General features: G+C 47.9%; 18 protein-coding genes. 14 read left to right on the forward strand and 4 right to left on the reverse strand.

The genetic code is table 11. The features are described 5' to 3' along the window. Window positions 1-360 precede the first annotated feature (360 nt). The 12 genes from B5M13_RS01690 to B5M13_RS01745 all read left to right on the forward strand — a co-directional run bounded on the left by B5M13_RS01690 (window position 361) and on the right by B5M13_RS01745 (window position 12,862). On the forward strand, window positions 361-2,496 hold the full coding sequence (locus B5M13_RS01690; RefSeq protein ID WP_080054015.1) for a S46 family peptidase: 2,136 nt from the start codon (window positions 361-363) through the stop codon (window positions 2,494-2,496). Window positions 2,497-2,702: 206 nt separating this feature from the next. Continuing rightward, window positions 2,703-3,224, forward strand: a complete 522-nt coding sequence (locus B5M13_RS01695; protein ID WP_080054016.1) for a DinB family protein — start codon at window positions 2,703-2,705, stop codon at window positions 3,222-3,224. A 7-nt stretch (window positions 3,225-3,231) separates the two neighbouring features. Then, window positions 3,232-5,454, forward strand: coding sequence for a S9 family peptidase (locus B5M13_RS01700; RefSeq protein ID WP_080054017.1), 2,223 nt, complete (start codon window positions 3,232-3,234; stop codon window positions 5,452-5,454). 118 nt (window positions 5,455-5,572) lie between these two features. Then, window positions 5,573-6,430, forward strand: coding sequence for a phosphodiester glycosidase family protein (locus B5M13_RS01705; RefSeq protein ID WP_080054018.1), 858 nt, complete (start codon window positions 5,573-5,575; stop codon window positions 6,428-6,430). Window positions 6,431-6,535: 105 nt separating this feature from the next. Beyond that, window positions 6,536-7,189 carry a hypothetical protein gene (locus B5M13_RS01710; RefSeq protein ID WP_080054019.1) on the forward strand — a complete coding sequence of 218 codons (654 nt, stop codon included), beginning with the start codon at window positions 6,536-6,538 and terminating at the stop codon, window positions 7,187-7,189. A 124-nt stretch (window positions 7,190-7,313) separates the two neighbouring features. Continuing rightward, a complete protein-coding gene (locus tag B5M13_RS01715; protein ID WP_080054020.1) occupies window positions 7,314-8,000 on the forward strand; it encodes an NUDIX hydrolase in 687 nt (228 codons plus the stop codon). Window positions 8,001-8,064: 64 nt separating this feature from the next. After that, entirely contained in the window at window positions 8,065-8,499 is a 435-nt protein-coding gene (locus tag B5M13_RS01720; protein ID WP_080059754.1) for a nucleoside deaminase, read from the forward strand. A 67-nt stretch (window positions 8,500-8,566) separates the two neighbouring features. Next, the gene (locus tag B5M13_RS01725; RefSeq protein ID WP_245859683.1) at window positions 8,567-9,391 is read left to right on the forward strand and encodes a hypothetical protein; all 825 of its coding nucleotides are present in this window, start codon (window positions 8,567-8,569) and stop codon (window positions 9,389-9,391) included. A 64-nt stretch (window positions 9,392-9,455) separates the two neighbouring features. Further along, window positions 9,456-10,427 (forward strand): polyprenyl synthetase family protein, encoded by a 972-nt coding sequence (locus B5M13_RS01730; RefSeq protein WP_080054021.1) that lies wholly within the window; start codon window positions 9,456-9,458, stop codon window positions 10,425-10,427. Window positions 10,428-10,498: 71 nt separating this feature from the next. Continuing rightward, window positions 10,499-11,122: a rhomboid family intramembrane serine protease gene (locus tag B5M13_RS01735; protein ID WP_080054022.1), complete on the forward strand. Its 624-nt coding sequence runs from the start codon at window positions 10,499-10,501 to the stop codon at window positions 11,120-11,122. An 8-nt stretch (window positions 11,123-11,130) separates the two neighbouring features. Continuing rightward, window positions 11,131-12,027 carry a LytTR family DNA-binding domain-containing protein gene (locus B5M13_RS01740; RefSeq protein ID WP_080054023.1) on the forward strand — a complete coding sequence of 299 codons (897 nt, stop codon included), beginning with the start codon at window positions 11,131-11,133 and terminating at the stop codon, window positions 12,025-12,027. A gap of 136 nt (window positions 12,028-12,163) precedes the next feature. Continuing rightward, the gene (locus tag B5M13_RS01745; RefSeq protein ID WP_080054024.1) at window positions 12,164-12,862 is read left to right on the forward strand and encodes a DUF2306 domain-containing protein; all 699 of its coding nucleotides are present in this window, start codon (window positions 12,164-12,166) and stop codon (window positions 12,860-12,862) included. A 77-nt stretch (window positions 12,863-12,939) separates the two neighbouring features. Here the strand turns inward: B5M13_RS01745 and B5M13_RS01750 are convergent, their stop codons facing one another. The 3 genes from B5M13_RS01750 to prfB form a co-directional block, all read right to left on the reverse strand. Then, complete coding sequence (locus B5M13_RS01750; RefSeq protein WP_080054025.1) at window positions 12,940-13,638, reverse strand: SGNH/GDSL hydrolase family protein; 699 nt, start codon at window positions 13,636-13,638, stop codon at window positions 12,940-12,942. Between the two features lie 29 nt (window positions 13,639-13,667). Next, the gene (locus tag B5M13_RS01755) at window positions 13,668-14,351 is read right to left on the reverse strand and encodes an SDR family NAD(P)-dependent oxidoreductase (RefSeq protein WP_080054026.1); all 684 of its coding nucleotides are present in this window, start codon (window positions 14,349-14,351) and stop codon (window positions 13,668-13,670) included. Window positions 14,352-14,483: 132 nt separating this feature from the next. After that, a protein-coding gene (prfB, locus tag B5M13_RS01760; protein ID WP_155297160.1) for a peptide chain release factor 2 occupies window positions 14,484-15,564 on the reverse strand; the annotation gives its coding sequence in 2 pieces (ribosomal slippage) (window positions 14,484-15,503 and window positions 15,505-15,564; 1,080 coding nt in all). Between the two features lie 288 nt (window positions 15,565-15,852). On the opposite strand from prfB, the gene lpdA reads away from it, so the two are divergent. Beyond that, entirely contained in the window at window positions 15,853-17,253 is a 1,401-nt protein-coding gene (gene lpdA / locus B5M13_RS01765) for a dihydrolipoyl dehydrogenase (RefSeq protein ID WP_080054027.1), read from the forward strand. An 88-nt stretch (window positions 17,254-17,341) separates the two neighbouring features. Here lpdA and B5M13_RS01770 read toward each other — a convergent pair whose 3' ends face one another. Further along, on the reverse strand, window positions 17,342-18,082 hold the full coding sequence (locus B5M13_RS01770) for a glycosyltransferase family 2 protein (RefSeq protein WP_080054028.1): 741 nt from the start codon (window positions 18,080-18,082) through the stop codon (window positions 17,342-17,344). Window positions 18,083-18,226: 144 nt separating this feature from the next. Between B5M13_RS01770 and B5M13_RS01775 the strand changes: the two genes are divergently transcribed. Beyond that, window positions 18,227-19,282 (forward strand): TerC/Alx family metal homeostasis membrane protein, encoded by a 1,056-nt coding sequence (locus B5M13_RS01775; protein WP_080054029.1) that lies wholly within the window; start codon window positions 18,227-18,229, stop codon window positions 19,280-19,282. Window positions 19,283-19,417: the final 135 nt, after the last annotated feature.

Below are 19,417 nucleotides of genomic sequence, written 5' to 3' on the forward strand. Positions count from 1 at the left end.
TCCAGGGCGTCCATACCCCCAGTTGCCACCATAAGGCCGAGGGGGTGGGGGAGGAGTATGGTGACGGTGGTATCCGTAATGACGACCTGTATTATACGCCGGTCTGCTATAGTATGTAGTGCAGCTACTGACCGTCAGAGCCAGCATAAGAGCTGTTATGTATCCAAACCATTTTAACGTTTTCATAGCTTTACATCCTTTTTTTGTAAAATCATTGGTTGGATCATGCGCTGACGAAATCGATTAAGGTCTCCTCATTAATCTTTGGTTAAAGTTGTCGGGACAACAGGGATTAACGTCGATAACCAAACGTTTGTCGCATATTCGCGTTTTGTAATTAATCGTTTGACATTTACGTCCATGCGTTATCTAACCTTGCGTACCTTTGTACTGGCAAATGCCCTGGTTTTTCTGGCCGCTTCGTTGCCTGCTCAATCCATATCTGACACCACTAAAGGAGGGCCGCTCGATTTGGGCAAGATGTGGACGTTTGATAATCCACCTTCCGACTTTTTTCAGAAAACATACAACTTCAAAGCCGATCAGCAATGGTTCGATGAAGCACGACTCGCTTCGCTGCGATTTGCCGATTACTGCTCGGCCTCGTTTGTGTCGGCCAATGGTCTGGTCATGACCAATCACCACTGTGCCCGCGAGTCAGGAACGGGCGTTACGCGTAAAGGCGAAGACCTGAATGCGACCGGATTCTGGGCAAAAACAGCAGCCGAAGAGCGAAAAGTAGACGGTTTGTTCGTCGATCAGTTGGTGAAAATTGAGGACATCACCAAACGTGTGCAGGACGCGATGAATACTGCCAATTCGGAGCAGGCACAGTTGCAGGCTCGTGAACAGGTATTTTCCGACATTAAGCAGGAATACAATCAGAAAGAAGGCTGGAAAGGGCTGGAACTGCAAACCATTACGTTCTACAACGGAGGTCGGTACTCGCTCTACGGGTTCAAACGGTATACGGACGTCCGGCTGGTGTTCATGCCTGAATTGCAGCTTGGCTTTTTCGGTGGAGATTACGACAATTTTACGTACCCTCGCTACGCCCTCGACTGCTCGTTTTTCCGGGTATATGATAATGGTAAGCCACTGCAAACCGCGCATTATTTTAAGTTTAACCCCAACGGCGTCCGGGATGGTGAACCCATTTTTGTGATTGGGAACCCCGGCCATACCGAACGACTCAAAACTGTTGCCGAACTCGAATTTGACCGCGATTTACAAACCCCGGCTACGATTCAACTGCTTCGTAATCGTTCGGCCGCGTTGCAGGCTTACAATGCAACGGCCAAAAGCGACAGCGTACTGAACGAAATTTTTAGCCTGGAGAATAGTCTGAAAGCTTATGGCGGTCAGCTCGAAGGGTTACGTGATGCGAGCCTTCTGAGCCGGAAGGCTGTTTTTGAAAATCAGTTTAAGGCAGCCGCAAAAGCCAAAAACCTTCCTGCCGACCAATTGAAAACCTGGGATGAGATCGCGTCGAATACGGCTCAGCTTCGAAGTGTATTCAAGGATGCCAGCTACCTCGGTCCTAGCGAACAGACCATGGGTGAACTGATGACCTTTGCTAATCTGGTAACTCAATTCAGCGAGATTCTGGCAACCCGGCCACAGGACGCCGAGCGCGCAAGACCATTGATGGTAGTACCCACCATAAAGAATCTGACGCTGGACCAGGCGTATCTGGCAGCTCATCTTTCGGAAGCGCAACAGGCCCTGGGCAACGATGACCCGTATATAAAATTAGCCTTGACCGGCCCCGATGGTAAATCCCGAACACCGAAGGAAGCAGCCGCTTACCTGTTCAAAAACACAAAACTGCTGGATCCGGCTTTTATTAGTGAGTTAGCTACGCGTCCGAATGCGGCTGCGGCTTCAAATGATCCCATGCTGGCACTGGCGAAGATTGGATTCCCACGTTATCGGACAGCCGCCCTTCAGGCCCGGCAAATCAGTCAGCGTCAGGAAGTGTTGCGGGGCCAGTTGGGTCGAATGCTGTACGATGTGTACGGAACGGCGGTACCTCCCGACGCTACCTTCTCGCTTCGAATCAACGATGGAGTGGTTAAATCGTATAATTACAACGGTACAAAAGCCCCGATTATGACCACTTTTGCCGGGCTTTACGACCGTAACTACTCGTTTGGCGACAAAGCGCCCTGGGATTTACCTACCCGCTGGAAAACCCCGCCGATGGAGTTGCTCAAACAGCCCATGTGCTTTATTTCGACCAACGATATTATTGGTGGTAATTCAGGTAGCCCGATGATTAATAAAAACCGGGAAGCAGTTGGACTGGCGTTCGATGGCAATATGGAAAGCCTTCCGGGTGAGTTTATTTTCGTACCGGATGCTAACCGGACCATATCCGTACATACTGGAGGCATTGTTGCCGCCCTCAAGTACATCTACAAAGCCGACCGACTGGTGAGTGAACTGGCAGGTACAGGCGTATCCTCAAAACCAGCAACGGCCAAAAAGAAATAAAGCTTCTTGGTGTCATAGCTGAAAAGATATAGAAAACGGTTGAGTGCGACCCCGATGGGGTCGAAGGTTTATAACGGTAATTGTTTCTATAGACATTCGACCCCATCGGGGTCGTACCATTGATGTTAACGTAAACTTAGCCATGTAAACTCCCCGAAAGTTTAGTACTTTCGGGGAGTTTGTGTTTTAACCGTTCCAACCTGACTATGACTAAGTCTGAAATTCCGGTAATGCCCGATTTTTTCGACCGGTATATCAACCTGGCCGATAACGTTTTTCTGATTGATGCCCTCACACAATCGGCTTCGTTCGAAAGTCTGATTCCGGCCTATAAGCTCGAAGCGCTTGGTGACCGTCGGTATGCACCGGGTAAGTGGATGGTAACCGACATCCTGCAGCACATTATCGACAATGAGCGCATTATGACCTACCGAGCGCTTCGATTTGCTCGTAACGACAAGACCGAACTACCCGGTTATGACGAAGAACTGTTTGGCCAAACCGCCAACGGTAGCCGTCGAACCGTTGCCGATTTGTATGAAGAATATGCCCTGGTGCGGCAGTCGAGTATTGCCCTCTTCAAGAGTTTTGATAATGAAATGCTCCTCAGAACGGGCATTTGCTTCCACCGGACCATATCCGTAGTGGCGCTGGGGTTCGTGCTGGTCGGCCATGCGAAACACCACGTCAACATTATCCGCGAACGCTATTTACCGCTACTTTCATAAACAAACTATGCTGAAACGAATCCTCCTCTTTACCGCCATTTCGGCGCAGATTGCTGTTGCCCAACCAAAATCGAAGGTCACCGTTACCGACCTGACCCGCATCAAACAGGTGGGGGGCATTGAACTATCACCCGATGGCAAACAGGCTGTTTATACGATCACGACAATTGAGTCGAACTCCGACCAGAAAGCGGATGGCCGCCCCGAAGAATACGACTACAAAACCCATATCTATCTGACCAGCCTGAAACCCGGCGATTCACGAGCGCTGACGCATGGGGCCGAATCAGCTCGTCAGGCGGTTTGGGCCCCCGACGGTAAGCGATTGGCGTTTGTCCGGACGGTGAAAGGTAAAAGCCAGATTTTTATTATGCCGCTGGATGGGGGCGAAGCCTGGCAACTGACCAATAGTAACTACGGTGCATCTAATCCGCTGTGGTCGCCGGATGGTAAACGAATTGTGTTTACAGGGGGCGTAACCATGAACCAGATGCTCACCGATTCGCTACTGAATCCTGATAAAGGTGGACCTTCCTGGTCGTTAGAAAAGCCCGGTTTTGCCAATAATGATTTTGTAAAGGTCGATAAGAAGATTAAACCGAATCCTGACGGGTCGCTGGCCGAAATTCGAGCCTATCTGGCGAAAGATGTGGAGGATAAAAAAGCCAAAGTCATTAATCGACTTAATTTTCAGGGTGAGGCCACGACCGAACCCGACATCACGTTCCAGCATTTGTACGTTACGGACGTAGCCGAAAATGCCAAACCGAAGCCACTAACGCGGGGATTTGAGTCCTTTCAGGCGGCTAACTGGCTTCCCAATGGGCAGGGGTTACTGGCGGTTACCGACCGCGATACGTTGAAACACCCTGACCGGGAGCAGGATAACGCCATTGTGTTTGTTCCGGCTGATGGCTCAGGAAAGTTAACGATGGTGTTGGGCGAAGCAGGTAAGAGCTACGGGGCTCCTGAAATTTCTCCCGATGGGAAACAACTGGCCTTTCTGGTTAGTCCGTCCGAAGGGGTTAATTTCCCGCAAATCGGGCTGGCTACCCTGAACGGCTCAACCGCTTCGAACCCTCAACTCGTTACGTTCGACCGGGCGGCTGGTAATCTGGTGTGGACTGAAGTAGCTACCGTTGCAAAAGGCAAAAAGGCCACTTCCAGCTATGCGATCTATTTTACGGCTTCTTCTAACGGTGGCATTCCGCTTTATAAGCTTGACCCAGCAACCCGACAGGTAACGCAACTTACTGATTTTGACAGTGGAGTTACAGGTTTCGATGCCGCCAATAATCAGGTAGTTCTGGCAAAAACCGAAGTGGCTAACCCCTCCGAACTGTACGTTGCCGATGCGTCGGCTAAGTCACAAACGAAACTGAGTAATCACAACGATTGGGTAGCCCAACGCCAGCTTAGTTTTCCTGAAAAACATACGTACAAGAATTCGCTGGGCCAAACGGTCGACTACTGGATTATGAAGCCCGCTTTTTTTGAGGCTTCTAAAAAATACCCGCTTCTGCTTAATATGCATGGTGGCCCCACGGCCATGTGGGGGCCAGGCGAAGCGTCCATGTGGCACGAGTTTCAGTACATGTGTTCGCAGGGCTATGGCATCGTGTATGCCAATCCGCGTGGTTCGGGTGGGTACGGCATCGCTTTCCAACGAGCTAATATTAAGGACTGGGGAACCGGACCTGCTGAAGATGTGCTGGCGGCCGAAAGTGCTGCTGCCAAAGAAGCCTGGGTCGATACCAGTCGTCAGGTGATTACGGGTGGTTCGTATGCGGGCTATCTGACCGCCTGGATTGTTGGTCACGATAACCGATTTAAAGCCGCTTTTGCACAACGGGGTGTGTATGATCTTACGACTTTTTTGGGCGAAGGCAATGCCTGGCGACTGGTTCCTAATTATTTCGCCTACCCCTGGACGCCCGAAGCTAAGGTTCTGGATGCCAATTCCCCTTATACATTCGTTCAGAACATTAAAACGCCACTACTCATCAAGCATGGTGAAAACGACCTGCGGACGGGACCAATTCAGAGCGAGATGATGTACAAAAGCCTGAAAATCCTCGGTCGACCGGTTGAGTATGTCCGTATGCCCGGCGCTACCCACGAGCTGAGTCGCTCGGGGAATGTTCGGCAGCGAATTGACCGGCTGCTGCGTATTTACGAATTCTTTGAGCGGTATATAGGCCCTGAAGCACAGGGGTTGTCGCAGAAATAATACAAGTTTAATAGAGCCGTATCAATAGAACGCAGATTTTTATGATTCATTAAGATCATAATCATCATAGAAATCTGCGTTCTATTGATACGGCTCTATTTGTTTTAACCGCTCAGTCATGAAAAACTATGTACTGCTGATACTGATTGAATGTATAGCAATTGCATCCTATGCGCAACCAACGCTCGATTCGATACAAGTCAAAAAAGTAACCTGGCGAACAACCCGTATAACCCGGCAAGTTGTTTGGCAGGAAGCTCATTTCGATAGCTTGTTTGGGTCCAAACAGAATATTAATCTGATTGTACTGAAAAACCGACGCCGACGTCCGACGGTGGCGCTGGCCTCGGCGGGGGATAGTCTTAAACCCACAAGCTGGTTTGGTGAGAAATTTGGCGCGTTAGTTGCCCTGAATGGCACCTTCTTCGATACTAAAAACGGTGGCTCGGTCGATTTTATAAAAGTGGATGGGAAACTGATGGATACGACGCGGGTGACGGGGAAATCCCTGATTGAACACCAGCAGGCCGCTATTGTTATTCACAATAACCAGGTAAGGATTATTTTCGGCGGAAATAAACCCGGCTGGGATCGTCAGCTTTCAGACGAACATGTGATGACGACCGGGCCACTTTTGCTACAAAACGGTGAACCCCATAAGCTACTAGCGAATGCCTTCAACGACAACCGCCATCCACGTACCTGTTTATGCGTTGGGCCACGTAAACGACTTGTTCTGGCAACAGTCGATGGGCGTAACGCCAATGCACAAGGGATGAACCTGCATGAACTGACGAATCTTATGCGCTGGCTAGGTTGCCGTGATGCTATTAATTTCGATGGAGGAGGATCTACAACGCTCTGGATCAAGGCGGTAGGTAAAGACAGTCAGGGGGTAGTCAACTATCCATCCGATAGCAAGCAATGGATTCATACCGGCGAACGACCCGTTAGTAATGCCCTGATAATCCGGTAAACAACGGGTCGACTAAAGTCATTGACCGAACACTCAAGCGAAATAGCATCGTAGTATTTATTTGAATAAGTTTACCGCTGTTACTCGTCTTAGATACATACCCTTATGCGTTTACTTTTTTTTAGCCTACTCTTAACAGCAACAGCCTCATTTGGCCAGATCGCAAACGACAATACACTGACTGCTCAAGTTGATGGAAAGGACTTTACGACACAACCACGCCGAATCAGAATCGGTAACTACTGGTGGATAACCGCTAATACCGTTAAGCCGGATAAATCACTCCGTATCTGGCTAGGAAGTTTCAATGGTGAGGATGCACTCGAACCCGGTACGTACGTGGTGGTCGATGCCCGTGACCCCTATCGGAAGGAGTACCGGGAAAAATACGAAGGGCTGGAAAAATATAAAGGCATTGCCGCTATCCGCTACATCGAAGAAACGCGTGAGCCCCGCATGGAGTACCACGTAGGCGATTCGCAGAACAATGATGAGACGGTCGTGGTCACTAAGGCTGCCGATGGAACGCTGGAAGCCACTTTTTCGGGTAAACTGGCCGGAACCTACTGGAAAGAGAAAGCATCCGCTACAGTATTCGGTGGCGTTGGTCGGCTGATGAGTAAAATGGAAGACAAAGCCATCACCAAAGCATCGGGCTATGACTCCGATATTGACCCCGAAGGAAACGGGTATAAAAAGCAGGATAAGAAAGACGAAATCGCGATTTCAAGCGGAAAAGTTCGACTCAAAATCAAATAGATGCCTGCGCTGAATTAGTTTACAAACCGCTAAGGCGCAATAGACGCAAAGAATTGCCTATCAATAATTCTTTGCGTCTATTGCGCCTTAGCGGTTTATTTTTGCTGACTATTAACCAACGGATATGAGCGATAACCAAACGACTGAAGCGCTGGAAGATGCCCATAAGTTTCGCTACTGGAAAAGCCAGATGGAAGCGAATGGGATGAAAATCAATACGATCAACGATTTTTACATTCGTAGACGACATAATGGCGAAGTGTTATTTGCCATGCTCGAAGTAGATGCCGATACGCCTGAAGGGGATAAAATTCCGCCTGCGCTGTTTCTGAAAGGGCATGCTGCTTCTATGCTAGTCTGCCTGATCGACAAAGAGACGAAGGAAAAATTTGTGGTACTGGTCAAGCAACGGCGCATTGCAGATGGCTCTCAAATCTATGAGCACCCGGCTGGAATGGTCGATGCCAGTGATGCCGCCGATGATGTGGCCGCCCGGGAGATTGGAGAAGAAGTGGGCCTGACCGTAACGGCCAGCGAACTAACCAAATTAAATCCACGCGTGTGGTACCCAAGCACAGGTACCAGCGACGAGGGTATGCATTTTTTCTATGTCGAGCGCGAAATGACGCGGGAAGAAATCATGTCGTTCCATCATAAAAACATGGGAAGTCAGTCGGAACACGAACGTATTGTTAGTGTAGTAGCTACGATTCCTGAGTCCCATAAACTGATCACGAACGTCAATGGCCTTTTACTTAATTTCCTCTATTTAAAGCACGTCGGCGATTACGACACAATGAAATTGTTATAGTTTACAGGGGCTGATGCGAAAATAATCCATGCGTCAGCCACTGTACATCATAAACCGAAAACCTATGGACGAATTTATGCAGGAGGCCATTCGTCAGGCCCGAAAAAGTTTAAGTGAAGGCGGAATTCCGATTGGATCGTCACTTGTGAAAAATGGTGTACTGGTCGCATCGGGACACAACAAACGAGTACAGGAAGATAACCCGATTCTGCATGGCGAAATGGACTGCCTGAATAATGCAGGGCGCGTTGGTTCGTTCAAGGATACCGTTATTTATTCGACCCTGATGCCGTGCTATATGTGTGCTGGAACCATTGTACAGTTTAAGATTCCGAAAGTGATTGTTGGTGAGTCGCGGACGTTTCCCGGAGCACGTGCTTTCATGGAACAGCATGGGGTTGAAGTCATTGACCTCGATTTGCCGGAATGCGTGGAGATGATGGAGCAGTTCATCGCTGAAAAACCAACCCTTTGGAACGAGGATATAGGGGAGTTGTAAAACTAATCTTAAGTTACCTTTGTTTGATTGATTCGTCACATAGCTGTCATTGTAACGACCTGCCTTTGTGACGTTTCTAAGGTATATAATTGGGGTAACGACTTATCTTTTTTGTATAAGCGTATCGCTGGCGCAACGCTCAAGAATCTGGGCAGAACAACCTGGGACCTGGCTACTTCATGCTGGTGCAGGCATAACCCACTATACGGGTGATCTGGCTCAGTTTGGTAATCTGGCCCATCTGCAACTCGGTGGTGCGTTTAACCTGGCGGCTTCGTACCGAGCCTCGACTCGACTTTCCTATCGGATCGAGGCTCAGTTGTATTACATCTACGCCCAGCAGAAATATACCCGCAATTACTACAATAACCTGTCGTTTCGAAGCTTGAATCCTGATGTCTGGGGCGGGGTGCAGGTGGACTTCTGGCCCATCGATGATCCATACCGGGCCACTATTCCTTACGCATTGGTAGGGGGTGGGCTTACCCATATGACTCCCAAGGCCATTTATCAGGGCCAGTCAGTAAGTTTAGCACCACTGCAAACGGAGGGAATAGGCTACAATCGGCTGGCGGGCATTGTTCGGTATGGGCTGGGCCTACCTTTGATGGCGACCGAACGTTTTCGAGTCAATCTGGAAGGTACGTATACGCACGTGTTGAGCGATTATCTGGATGATGTGAGCTCGTTTTATCGCGACAAAACGGGCATGAGTGCAATAGGAGCTGCTTTGGCTGACCGACGCGCCGAATTGGGAACAACCCTGAACCTCCCCGGTGAAATACGCGGCAATACCGGTAAAAACGACGGTTATTTCGTGGTCATGGCACGGGTGGTATTTGTGATTATTACCCCACGTCAGCGAAGTTACCGCCGGATGATTGGACGCTAGGGTTTTGAGGGCTTTTGCTTATTTTTGACCTCTCACTTTGCAGAACTGACCCTGCCCCACCCGAATGAGTCCAGCAATTTTTGTTGATGCCCTTCAAGCCGAACTGCAAACCCTCCAATATGGGCAATACCCGCCTGAACTCTACGACCCGATTCGGTACATTATGAGTCTTGGCGGCAAGCGGATGCGACCGCTGCTGACTCTGATGGCCGCGTCTCTGTTTATTGACGACTGGAAAAAAGCCGTTCGACCCGCGCTGGGCGTGGAAGTATTTCACAACTTCACACTCATGCACGACGACATTATGGATCAGGCTCCCTTACGTAGGGGACAGCCTACCGTTCATGAAAAATGGAACGGGAACGTGGCCATCTTATCGGGCGATGTCATGCTTGTCAATGCCTACCAATTGTTGCTGGATGTAGAACCTGACCGACTTAAACCTGTCCTGGAGCGGTTTAGCCGAACAGCTGCCGAAGTGTGTGAAGGTCAGCAGATGGATATGAATTTTGAAACGCGCTGGGACGTAGCCGAATCCGAATACATCGACATGATCCGTCTTAAAACGTCTGTCCTGCTCGGATACGCGCTCGAATTGGGGGGATTGATTGCCGGGGCTGATGCTGAGACGACCCAACATCTTTATGAAGGCGGTATGAACATTGGCATTGGTTTTCAGTTAAAAGATGATCTGCTGGACGTATACGGCGACCCGGCGAAGTTTGGTAAACAGGTAGGGGGCGATATTATCGCTAATAAAAAAACGTTTCTACTCATCGAGGCCTTGCAACAGGCAAAAGGCCCGCTACTGGATGAACTGACGGGCTGGCTTGCGAAAACTGAATTCGATAAGCGTGAAAAAGTGAAAGCGATAACCGCTATTTACGACCAATTGGGTATCCGTCAGCAGACCGAAGCCCGCATTAATGACTATTTTGCCCGTGGGTTCGCCAATTTCGATCAGGTGAAAGCGGATAAGGACCGAAAAAATGTGTTAATTCAATTTACCCGACAATTGGTCGAGAGAGAAAGCTAAAATTATGTATGACGTATGATATAGGATGTAGTTTGCATCATACATTATACACCATGCATCCTATATAACTTATGAGTATTACGCTATTAATCATTGTGGTTACAGTCATCATCAGCATGATGGCCTGGAGAGATTACAGCCTGATGGATCGCTGGGTTATGAATCCATATCAGGTGGTGCATCGAGGTCAATACTATCGACTCATCACCTCCGGTTTTTTACATGCCGATTGGGGGCACCTCATTTTCAATATGATCAGCTTCTATTTTTTTGGAGGCTTTATGGAGCAGGTGTTTTATGCACTTTTTGGCGGTAGTGGACCCATTTATCTGATCGGGTTTTATCTGGTAGCGATTATTGTATCGGACATTCCGACGCTGCTCAAGAATCGAAACAATCCGAATTATAATTCGCTCGGTGCTTCGGGTGGGGTATCGGCCATTATTTTTGCGGGTATCCTATTTAGGCCGTTGAATCCACTCTACCTGTTTTTTATTCCGATTGGCATTCCTGGATTCATTTTCGGCCCTTTGTATCTGGCGTATTCCTACTATGAGTCGCGTCGGGGGATGAGTGCGATCAATCACGATGCACACTTCTATGGCGCGTTGTTTGGCGTTTTGTTTATGATTATTGTGTATCCACCAGTACTTCCCCAGTTTTTCGAACAGATTTCGACCTGGCGTCTGTTTTAATACCAACTATGTTCCGATTCCTCAACCAGCCTTATCCATCTGAGGACTCGCCGGGCCGGGAGTTGCAAAAAGCAGCGTTCATTGGCTTGTTTGTCGGCCTGTTTTTATGGGTGTTTCAACCATTTGGTATCAACAACTGGGATACGCCCAACAAAGACCTTAAAATTGCAGGCTTTGGAGCCGTAACATTTATTGTAACAGCCTTCAATTTCATTGTCTGGCGCCGATTGTTTCCCAAGCCATTTAGCGAAGAACGATGGACCGTAGGCCGGGAAATTATCTTCGTTATTGCTAACATTCTGCTCATTGCCATTACCAATCAGTTTTATTTAGGAACGCTGTTGGGGGCTACTGGTCATAGAGGTATAGGTTGGTTTGGGACCATTTTGATAACGTTTTCGGTAGGGATTTTTCCGGTTGTAGGGCTGGTATCGCTCAACTACATCCGGCAGCTTAAGAAGTACAGCCAGGCGGCTGCTAAGCTACCCATTCATAGCGTGTCTGCCGACGATCAACTAGTGGAAAAGGAGCTTGAAGCTGAAGTGATTCGGCAACCTGCGCATTTACTAACGCTGGTGGCTGATAACGAGAAAGATAATCTGATACTATCTGCCAATGATCTGCTATACATCGAATCGAGCGATAATTATTGCACCGTTGTTTACTTCAAAAAGGATCAGATTGTAAAGCCTCTTCTTCGTAGTAGCCTGAGCCGTCTGGAAAAACAGATTGCGCAACTTCATATTGTTCGGTGCCATCGGTCTTATGTTGTCAATTTGAACCGGGTAGAGCGCGTAACGGGCAATGCACAGGGTTATAAACTCCATATACTCGGCGGACAGTTCCAGATTCCGGTGGCCCGACAGTATAACGAAACGCTCGTAGCCGAACTGAAAGCCTTGTAAGCTATCCCACCATTAGTCCCTGATACATAGTAGGCTTGCTAAACATCCCTAATGATGCCGTTTGCCCCTTTTTCCAGTAGTTAAACGCTTGGCTCTTGTAGGTTTGTCTCAACGAACAACAAACCGAAAAACGGTCATGAAAACGCTCATTAGTTCCCTGCTTATCCTCCATGTGGCCACGGGTTCAATTGCTCTACTGGTTGGCCTGATTCCGATGATCGCTAAAAAAGGAGGTCGCCTGCATAATCGGGCTGGACTCGTCTATGTCTATTGTATGATAACCGTAGCCATTACGGCCTTGCTTCTGTGCGGTTTACAACCCTTTAAAATGATGCGGCTGTTTCTGACAGGCATCGCAGTATTCAGTTTTTATCTGAGCATGACAGGCTGGCGGGCTACGAAACAGAAAAAGGCAGGCCTTTCGTCTTTCGATAAAGGGCTTACATGGGCTACTCTGGTCGTTAGCCTCGCTATGATCGGTTTTGGTGGATATTTATTACTGACACGAGGGGCTTCGTTCTTTCCCATTTTATTCTCATTCTTCGGAACCCTGACGCTGGTATTTGCCGGGCGAGATATACAGTTTATGACGAAACCTGTTGAGAAAATGCATTGGTTCTTTCAACATTTTACCCGTATGGGTGGCTCGTATATTGCTACATTTACGGCGGCTCTGGTAACAAATTTGCCTCGCCTGCTGCCCTCTAGTGCGCCCGAATGGATGTATACTGCTGGGTGGATTGTTCCTAGCCTAGTTGGGGGTATGCTCATTGGCCGAACAGTGGCGTATTACAAAAAGAAATTTAATGCCCCAAAAGTGACTGTAGTGGCATAAGGCCAGGCTTGATTATAATACAGATGGAAATCAGCGATTTGTAGCCAGTTGACAAGGATCGCTCCAGATAGAAGATTCTATTTTTTCAATAGGCCTCTGGCTACAGGTAATGCTTTTTCGGCCCATTGTTTCATCTGCTTGCCTGAATAATGCAGCCCATCCGAGGCAAATTGCGTGGCATCACCAGTCGAAGAGCGAGTTAGGGGTGTAATATCGACAAAAGAGATGTGTACTTTCTGGCATTCCTCTTTGGCAATGCTGTTGAACTGATCAATCTCCTGAGCAATTTTAGCCTTATCACGACCCGCAGCAAAAGGGGAAGATCCCCAGTCTGGAATTGACAGTACAAATACATGCGCGGCTTTTCCGCCCGCAAACTGAATAGCGGTTTGTAGTAACTCCCGAAATTCCGTACGATACCGATCTGCCGACTGCCCTCGATACTGATTGTTGACGCCGATAAGCAGTGAAACCAGGCTATATGTTTTCCGATTGCCAGTGGCATTAATGGCTTCCTGAAGTTCGGCCGTAGTCCATCCCGTTCGGGCAATGATGGTTGGGTTGCCTACATCAATACCTTCTTTGCGTAACAGGCCAGCCAGTTGAACGCTCCAACGATCCGCTTCACCAACACGTTCGCCAATGGTATACGAATCACCAAGCGACAAAAAGGAATACGCAGCCAGCGTAGTGGATGAGTTCATCTGAGTAGGTTCCGGGATAGGTAGTAGCGAGGCCAATAGAAGTGGGGCGAAGGAAAGCATCAGTTTTATCATAGCTGTTGTCGCCCGGCTGGTTTTGGCAATCAGGCTTTGTTATAGAGTTTGATAATCGCTTCGCGCATCATCTGACCCGTATCGCTGAGCAGAAATCCTATTGTCTCGGCAATGTTGCGGGCCGGAACCCATTGGCTGGTATCGGCATCGGGCATCGCTTCCCGATTAGTAGGCGTATCAATGGTGCTTGGTACAAGTACGGATGCGGTGATACCTTTGGATTTCCCATCGGCGTTAATCAGGTCGGCCAACTGAAAAATCAGGGATTTGCTGAGGGCATAGGCCACCACATTTTTACCGTCGGTCGGCCGAAGTGCCGGACGCGCACCGATCAAAACAAACTGACCTCCGCCCTGTGCCTCAAATCGGCTCATTAACGGCTTGACCAGATTGAAAGCCGACAAAAAATTGATGTCAACCATCTTTTGAATCAAATCGGGTGTCGTTTCCTGAAGGTTACCCATCGCAAAACCACCTACCAACAAAACAGCCGCCTGAATATGGATGGACTGATGGGCAACTAAGTAATCAGCTACGCCTTTTTCATCAACCACATTCAGCACGCTGGTGGCCACATTCGGTAATTCCTTGAACGCATCCCGATGACGGTCTGAGCCAACCGTTGCCAGAATAGAATAACCCTGTTCGTGTAAATAAGCCACCACATCCTGGCCTAGCCCACCCGAGGCACCCGTAATCAATATCGTTTTCATGGTAGTGAAGAATTTGCCTACTCAACAGATTGATGCAAAATAGAGTTTAAAAACAAAGGGCATCGAGTTTTCTAACCCGATACCCTTTATCATCAACAAAATCAGTTCGATCTCCAAAATCCTGGTTCCGGTTTAAACTTCCTGTTCTAGCAAAAAGGCTTTGATGAACGGATCTAACTCTCCGTCCAATACTGCGTCGGTGTTAGATGTTTGGTAGCCCGTGCGATGATCTTTCACCCGGCGGTCGTCCAGAACGTACGAACGAATCTGTGAACCCCACTCAATTTTCTGTTTTCCGGCTTCGACTTCGGCACGAGCGGCATTGCGTTTCTGCACTTCAATCTCGTATAATTTCGATTTCAGCAGACGCATGGCTACTTCTTTGTTCTGCAACTGGCTGCGTTCCTGCTGACATTCGATAATAAGCCCCGATGGTCGGTGCCGCAACCGAACGGCCGTTTCTACCTTGTTGACGTTCTGGCCACCTGCACCACCCGACCGGAACGTATCCCAGTCAATATCAGCCGGGTTAACGTCGATCTGAATAGTATCATCGACCAGTGGGTAGGCAAAAACAGACGCAAATGAAGTATGCCGACGGGCATTGGAATCGAAAGGCGACACCCGAACGAGTCGGTGAACGCCATTTTCGGATTTCAGAAAACCATACGCCAGTGGGCCGTCGACCTCAATGGTAGCCGATTTTATTCCGGCCGTATCTCCTTCCTGATAGTCGACCTGTTTCAAACTATAGCCATGTTTTTCGGCCCAGCGCATGTACATCCGGTACAGCATATCGGCCCAATCCTGGCTTTCAGTGCCACCCGCTCCGGCATTGATTTCGAGTACAGCACTAAGCTGGTCTTCTTCGTTGCCGAGCATTTTTTTGAGTTCAAGGTCTTCCAGGGTGGCTTTTACCTTTTTACCTTCCTCATCGACTTCCTCTTCGGTCACTTCGCCAGCTTCGTAAAATTCGAAAAGGGTTTCGAGGTCACCGAATTGGCTATTCAGGTTTTCAAAGCCAGTAATCCAGCCTTTCAGGCCACGAACCTGTTTCATTACCCCTTCGGCACGGGCGGCATCATTCCAGAATTCGGGCTGGAAGGTTTGCTGTTCGAGTTCAGCTAATTGTTCTTTCTTGGAATCGTAGTCAAAGATACCCCCTCAGAGCCTCTACTCTGGCTCTCAAGTCGGTCAACTGGTCAGTTGTCATGAACTTGTCGTAAACGTTTTAAAAGTAGTGATAACAAAGAAATACAAAGAGAAGACAGAAAACGTCTGTCCATCTCAATGGGCCTCTGTGTATCGCTGTGCTATCATTCAACATACAAAGATAGAACAAAACTGTGTGGGCCAGGGTTTCGGGCCAATACATACCGTTTACCAATGATGAATCGGCCTAAATCAGCAAGGTAATTCCCGTATCAACTTTTCGCCCTACCTTTGCGTTTGCTTGGTAAGAGCATTTCATTAATCATTCTACATTATTCATTCATAGATAATGGCTTCACAGTACGATGTAATCGTTGTGGGTAGCGGGCCGGGCGGCTATGTAGCTGCCATTCGCGCGTCGCAGTTGGGATTAAAAACCGCCGTCATCGAGCGCGAAAGCTTAGGTGGTATTTGTTTGAACTGGGGGTGTATACCTACCAAAGCCCTGCTGAAATCGGCGCAGGTTTTTGAATATATCAAGCACTCTACCGATTATGGCATCACGATTTCGGGTGAGTCGAAACCCGATTTTGGTGCTGTGATCAAGCGGAGTCGGGGCGTAGCCGAAAGCATGAGCAAAGGCGTACAGTTCCTGATGAAAAAGAATAAAGTTGATGTGATTTACGGTAACGGAAAAGTAAAACCCGGTAAGAAAATCGACGTGACAGCTGCCGATGGGAAAGTAACCGAGTACGAAGCCAAACATATCATTATTGCCACTGGCGGGCGGGCCCGTCAATTGCCAAGTGTCCCCATCGATGGCGTGAAAGTGATTGAATACCGGAAAGCCATGTCGCTGGAAAAACGGCCCGACTCGATGCTGGTGATTGGTTCAGGGGCTATTGGCGTTGAGTTTGCCTATGTGTACGCCAGCATGGGTACGAAAGTGACTATCGTTGAATTCCTGCCGAACGTGGTTCCGGTTGAAGACGAAGATATCTCGAAAGAACTGGCCAAGCAATACAAAAAAATTGGCATCGATATCTATACGAAGTCTGAAGTAACTAAAGTCGATACCAGCGGCAATGGTTGCAAAGTGTTTGTGAAAACTCCCGATGGCGAGAAAACCTTCGATGTCGATATTGTTCTGTCGGCGGCAGGGGTAGTGGCTAACATTGAAAATATTGGCCTCGAAGAAACGGGTATTTCGGTAGATCGGGGTAAAATTGTAACGGACGATTATTACCGGACCAATGTAGATGGCTATTATGCCATTGGCGACTGCACAAAAGGACAGGCGCTGGCGCACGTAGCTTCTGCCGAAGCCATCATTTGCGTAGAAAAAATTGCTGGCCTGCCGCATGTTGAGCCGCTCAACTACAACAATATTCCGGGTTGTACATATTGCACCCCCGAAATTGCGTCGGTAGGATATACCGAGAAAGCGGCCCGCGAAGCCGGGTATGAGCTGAAAGTCGGTAAATTCCCGTTCTCAGCGTCGGGTAAAGCCAAAGCAGCCGGTACTCCCGAAGGGTTTGTGAAGGTGATTTTCGATGCCAAATACGGCGAATTCCTGGGCGCTCACTTCATCGGTAACAACGTAACCGAAATGATTGCCGAAGTTGTGGCAGCTCGTAAGTTGGAAACCACTGGCGAAGAGATTCTGAAAGCCGTTCACCCGCACCCAACTATGTCGGAAGCGATTAAAGATGCTACCGAAGCGGCTTATGGTGAAGCGATTCACCTGTAATAAATGAACAATGGATAATGCAGAAAGAATAATGATACCAGATAGACAATCATTATTCTTTCTGCATTATCCATTGTTCATTTATGTACTACTTTAAAATCTTCCAGTGGGTAATGCCCAGCTTGGTGAAGCAGTAAAGGAGCGATGTCCGTAAAACCCCAAGTCCGTAGATTGAACTACGCTTGAAGTTGATCGAAGACGCTTCGTCAAAATATTTGGTTGGGCAGGTTACCTCACCAATTTCGTAACCCTTGTAGAAAATCTGGGCGATCATCTCGTTGTCGAAGATGAAATCGTCGGAATTATGCGTGAAATCCAGACTTCGTAATACCTCACCTGAGAAAGCCCGATAGCCCGTATGGTATTCCGACAGCTTCTGGTTCATCAGTAGATTTTGGGTAAACGTCAGGAATCGGTTAGCTATATACTTGTACATGGGCATGCCCCCTTTCAAAGCTCCTTTGCCTAATATGCGTGACGCAAAGACGACCGGATACAAGTCATTCCCGATAATACTCGTCATAGCAGGTATCAGCAGAGGAGTGTATTGATAATCAGGGTGTACCATGATGACAATATCGGCACCTAACTCAATTGCTTTTGCGTAGCAGGTTTTCTGGTTACCGCCGTAGCCTTTGTTTTTATCATGGCGGATCACATGCCTGATACCTAAGCTACGTGCTACTTCGACCGTATTATCAGGACTGGCATCATCGACCAGGATAACGTCGTCGACCAGATCAAGTGGAATTTCGCGGTAGGTACGTTCCAGTGTTAGTGCTGCCCGGTAGGCTGGCATCACCACAACTACTTTTTTGTTATTGAACATGGGGGCAAAATTAAAAGCAGAATATTACGATACCAATAATTTTGACAATTGGAGCCGTATCCTTAGCCATATTGGGTGTAGATTTGTTGTTTATCCGGCAGCCTGCCTGCTTTAGAGGCTTAATTGCCTGTATACTTTCAACTTATGTTTTCAAGCGAAACCGTATTTTTTCTTGCCTTTGCAGCTTTCGTTCTTCTTATCATGGCGTTGGATTTGGGTGTATTCTCGAAACGTCAAAGCCATGTCGTTCAGTTTAAAGAAGCCGCTATCTGGAGTGCGATCTGGGTAGCATTATCCATTGCCTTTTACATCTTCCTGAAAAACTACGGTTATCTGGTACATGGTATAGACACGTTTGCCCGTCTGAAAGAGGTGCGGGATAGCTATGCCGACCACGTTGAATTTGTTCCCGGCAATTTTGCGGCCAGTTTAGCCCGTTTTCAGGACAATATGGCATTGGAGTACATTACGGGCTATTTGGTCGAATATTCACTATCGGCCGATAACATCTTTGTCTTCATCCTGATATTTACGTCGTTCGGGGTTCGGGAACGCTACTACAAGAAAATCCTGGTCTGGGGCATTCTGGGGGCTATTATCCTGCGGTTTATTTTCATCTTCGTAGGGTCGGCGTTGATTCAACGGTTCGAATGGATCATGTACCTGTTCGGGGCATTTCTGGTTTATACGGGCGTTCAGTTATTCTTTCAGAAAGAAGAAGATGAAAAAATTGAACCGGCCAAACATCCGGTTGTACGGTTTGTCAGCAAATACCTGAATGTGTATAACCGGAATGTGACGGACAATTTTTTCATTCGCCGGAAGTCGGATCAAAAGTTATTTGTTACTCCATTGTTCATTATTGTAATCGTGATTGCGTTTACCGATCTGGTCTTTGCGGTCGATTCCATTCCGGCTATTTTCTCGATTACGAAAGACCCGTATATCGTTTTCTTCTCCAATGTATTCGCCATTATGGGCTTACGGTCCATGTTCTTCTTCCTGTCGAGCATCATGAGCCAGTTCCGTTTCCTTAAAATTGGTCTGGCTTTCTTATTGACCTTTATTGGGGCGAAAATGCTGGCCGAACATTGGCTGAAGGAGCAAGGCTTTCAGCCCGTTTACTCGTTGTATGTAATTATTGGAATTCTGACTATAAGCGTTCTGGCCTCTTGGCTCATTCCTGAAAAGAAAGAATAGTATTAGCCTAGTTGATTACAAGCTTAAAAACGGCCTATAGGATGAATCCATAGGCCGTTTTTAATGGAGAAAATAACAAAAAAAAGAAGTTTCATAAATTTTTAGAGGCAAAGCGTGCGTGTTACTGAGCGATCT

It is taken from the genome of Spirosoma aerolatum (genome assembly GCF_002056795.1).
GTDB classification, from domain to species: Bacteria; Bacteroidota; Bacteroidia; order Cytophagales; family Spirosomataceae; genus Spirosoma; species Spirosoma aerolatum.

Bases quoted from the DNA above. Each gene is read 5' to 3' on its own strand.
- B5M13_RS01690 (WP_080054015.1), top strand. From the start codon at position 361: ATGCGTTATCTAACCTTGCGTACCTTTGTACTGGCAAATGCCCTGGTT.
- B5M13_RS01695 (WP_080054016.1), top strand. From the start codon at position 2,703: ATGACTAAGTCTGAAATTCCGGTAATGCCCGATTTTTTCGACCGGTAT.
- B5M13_RS01700 (WP_080054017.1), top strand. From the start codon at position 3,232: ATGCTGAAACGAATCCTCCTCTTTACCGCCATTTCGGCGCAGATTGCT.
- B5M13_RS01705 (WP_080054018.1), top strand. From the start codon at position 5,573: ATGAAAAACTATGTACTGCTGATACTGATTGAATGTATAGCAATTGCA.
- B5M13_RS01710 (WP_080054019.1), top strand. From the start codon at position 6,536: ATGCGTTTACTTTTTTTTAGCCTACTCTTAACAGCAACAGCCTCATTT.
- B5M13_RS01715 (WP_080054020.1), top strand. From the start codon at position 7,314: ATGAGCGATAACCAAACGACTGAAGCGCTGGAAGATGCCCATAAGTTT.
- B5M13_RS01720 (WP_080059754.1), top strand. From the start codon at position 8,065: ATGGACGAATTTATGCAGGAGGCCATTCGTCAGGCCCGAAAAAGTTTA.
- B5M13_RS01730 (WP_080054021.1), top strand. From the start codon at position 9,456: ATGAGTCCAGCAATTTTTGTTGATGCCCTTCAAGCCGAACTGCAAACC.
- B5M13_RS01735 (WP_080054022.1), top strand. From the start codon at position 10,499: ATGAGTATTACGCTATTAATCATTGTGGTTACAGTCATCATCAGCATG.
- B5M13_RS01740 (WP_080054023.1), top strand. From the start codon at position 11,131: ATGTTCCGATTCCTCAACCAGCCTTATCCATCTGAGGACTCGCCGGGC.
- B5M13_RS01745 (WP_080054024.1), top strand. From the start codon at position 12,164: ATGAAAACGCTCATTAGTTCCCTGCTTATCCTCCATGTGGCCACGGGT.
- B5M13_RS01750 (WP_080054025.1), bottom strand. From the start codon at position 13,638: ATGATAAAACTGATGCTTTCCTTCGCCCCACTTCTATTGGCCTCGCTA.
- B5M13_RS01755 (WP_080054026.1), bottom strand. From the start codon at position 14,351: ATGAAAACGATATTGATTACGGGTGCCTCGGGTGGGCTAGGCCAGGAT.
- lpdA (WP_080054027.1), top strand. From the start codon at position 15,853: ATGGCTTCACAGTACGATGTAATCGTTGTGGGTAGCGGGCCGGGCGGC.
- B5M13_RS01770 (WP_080054028.1), bottom strand. From the start codon at position 18,082: ATGTTCAATAACAAAAAAGTAGTTGTGGTGATGCCAGCCTACCGGGCA.
- B5M13_RS01775 (WP_080054029.1), top strand. From the start codon at position 18,227: ATGTTTTCAAGCGAAACCGTATTTTTTCTTGCCTTTGCAGCTTTCGTT.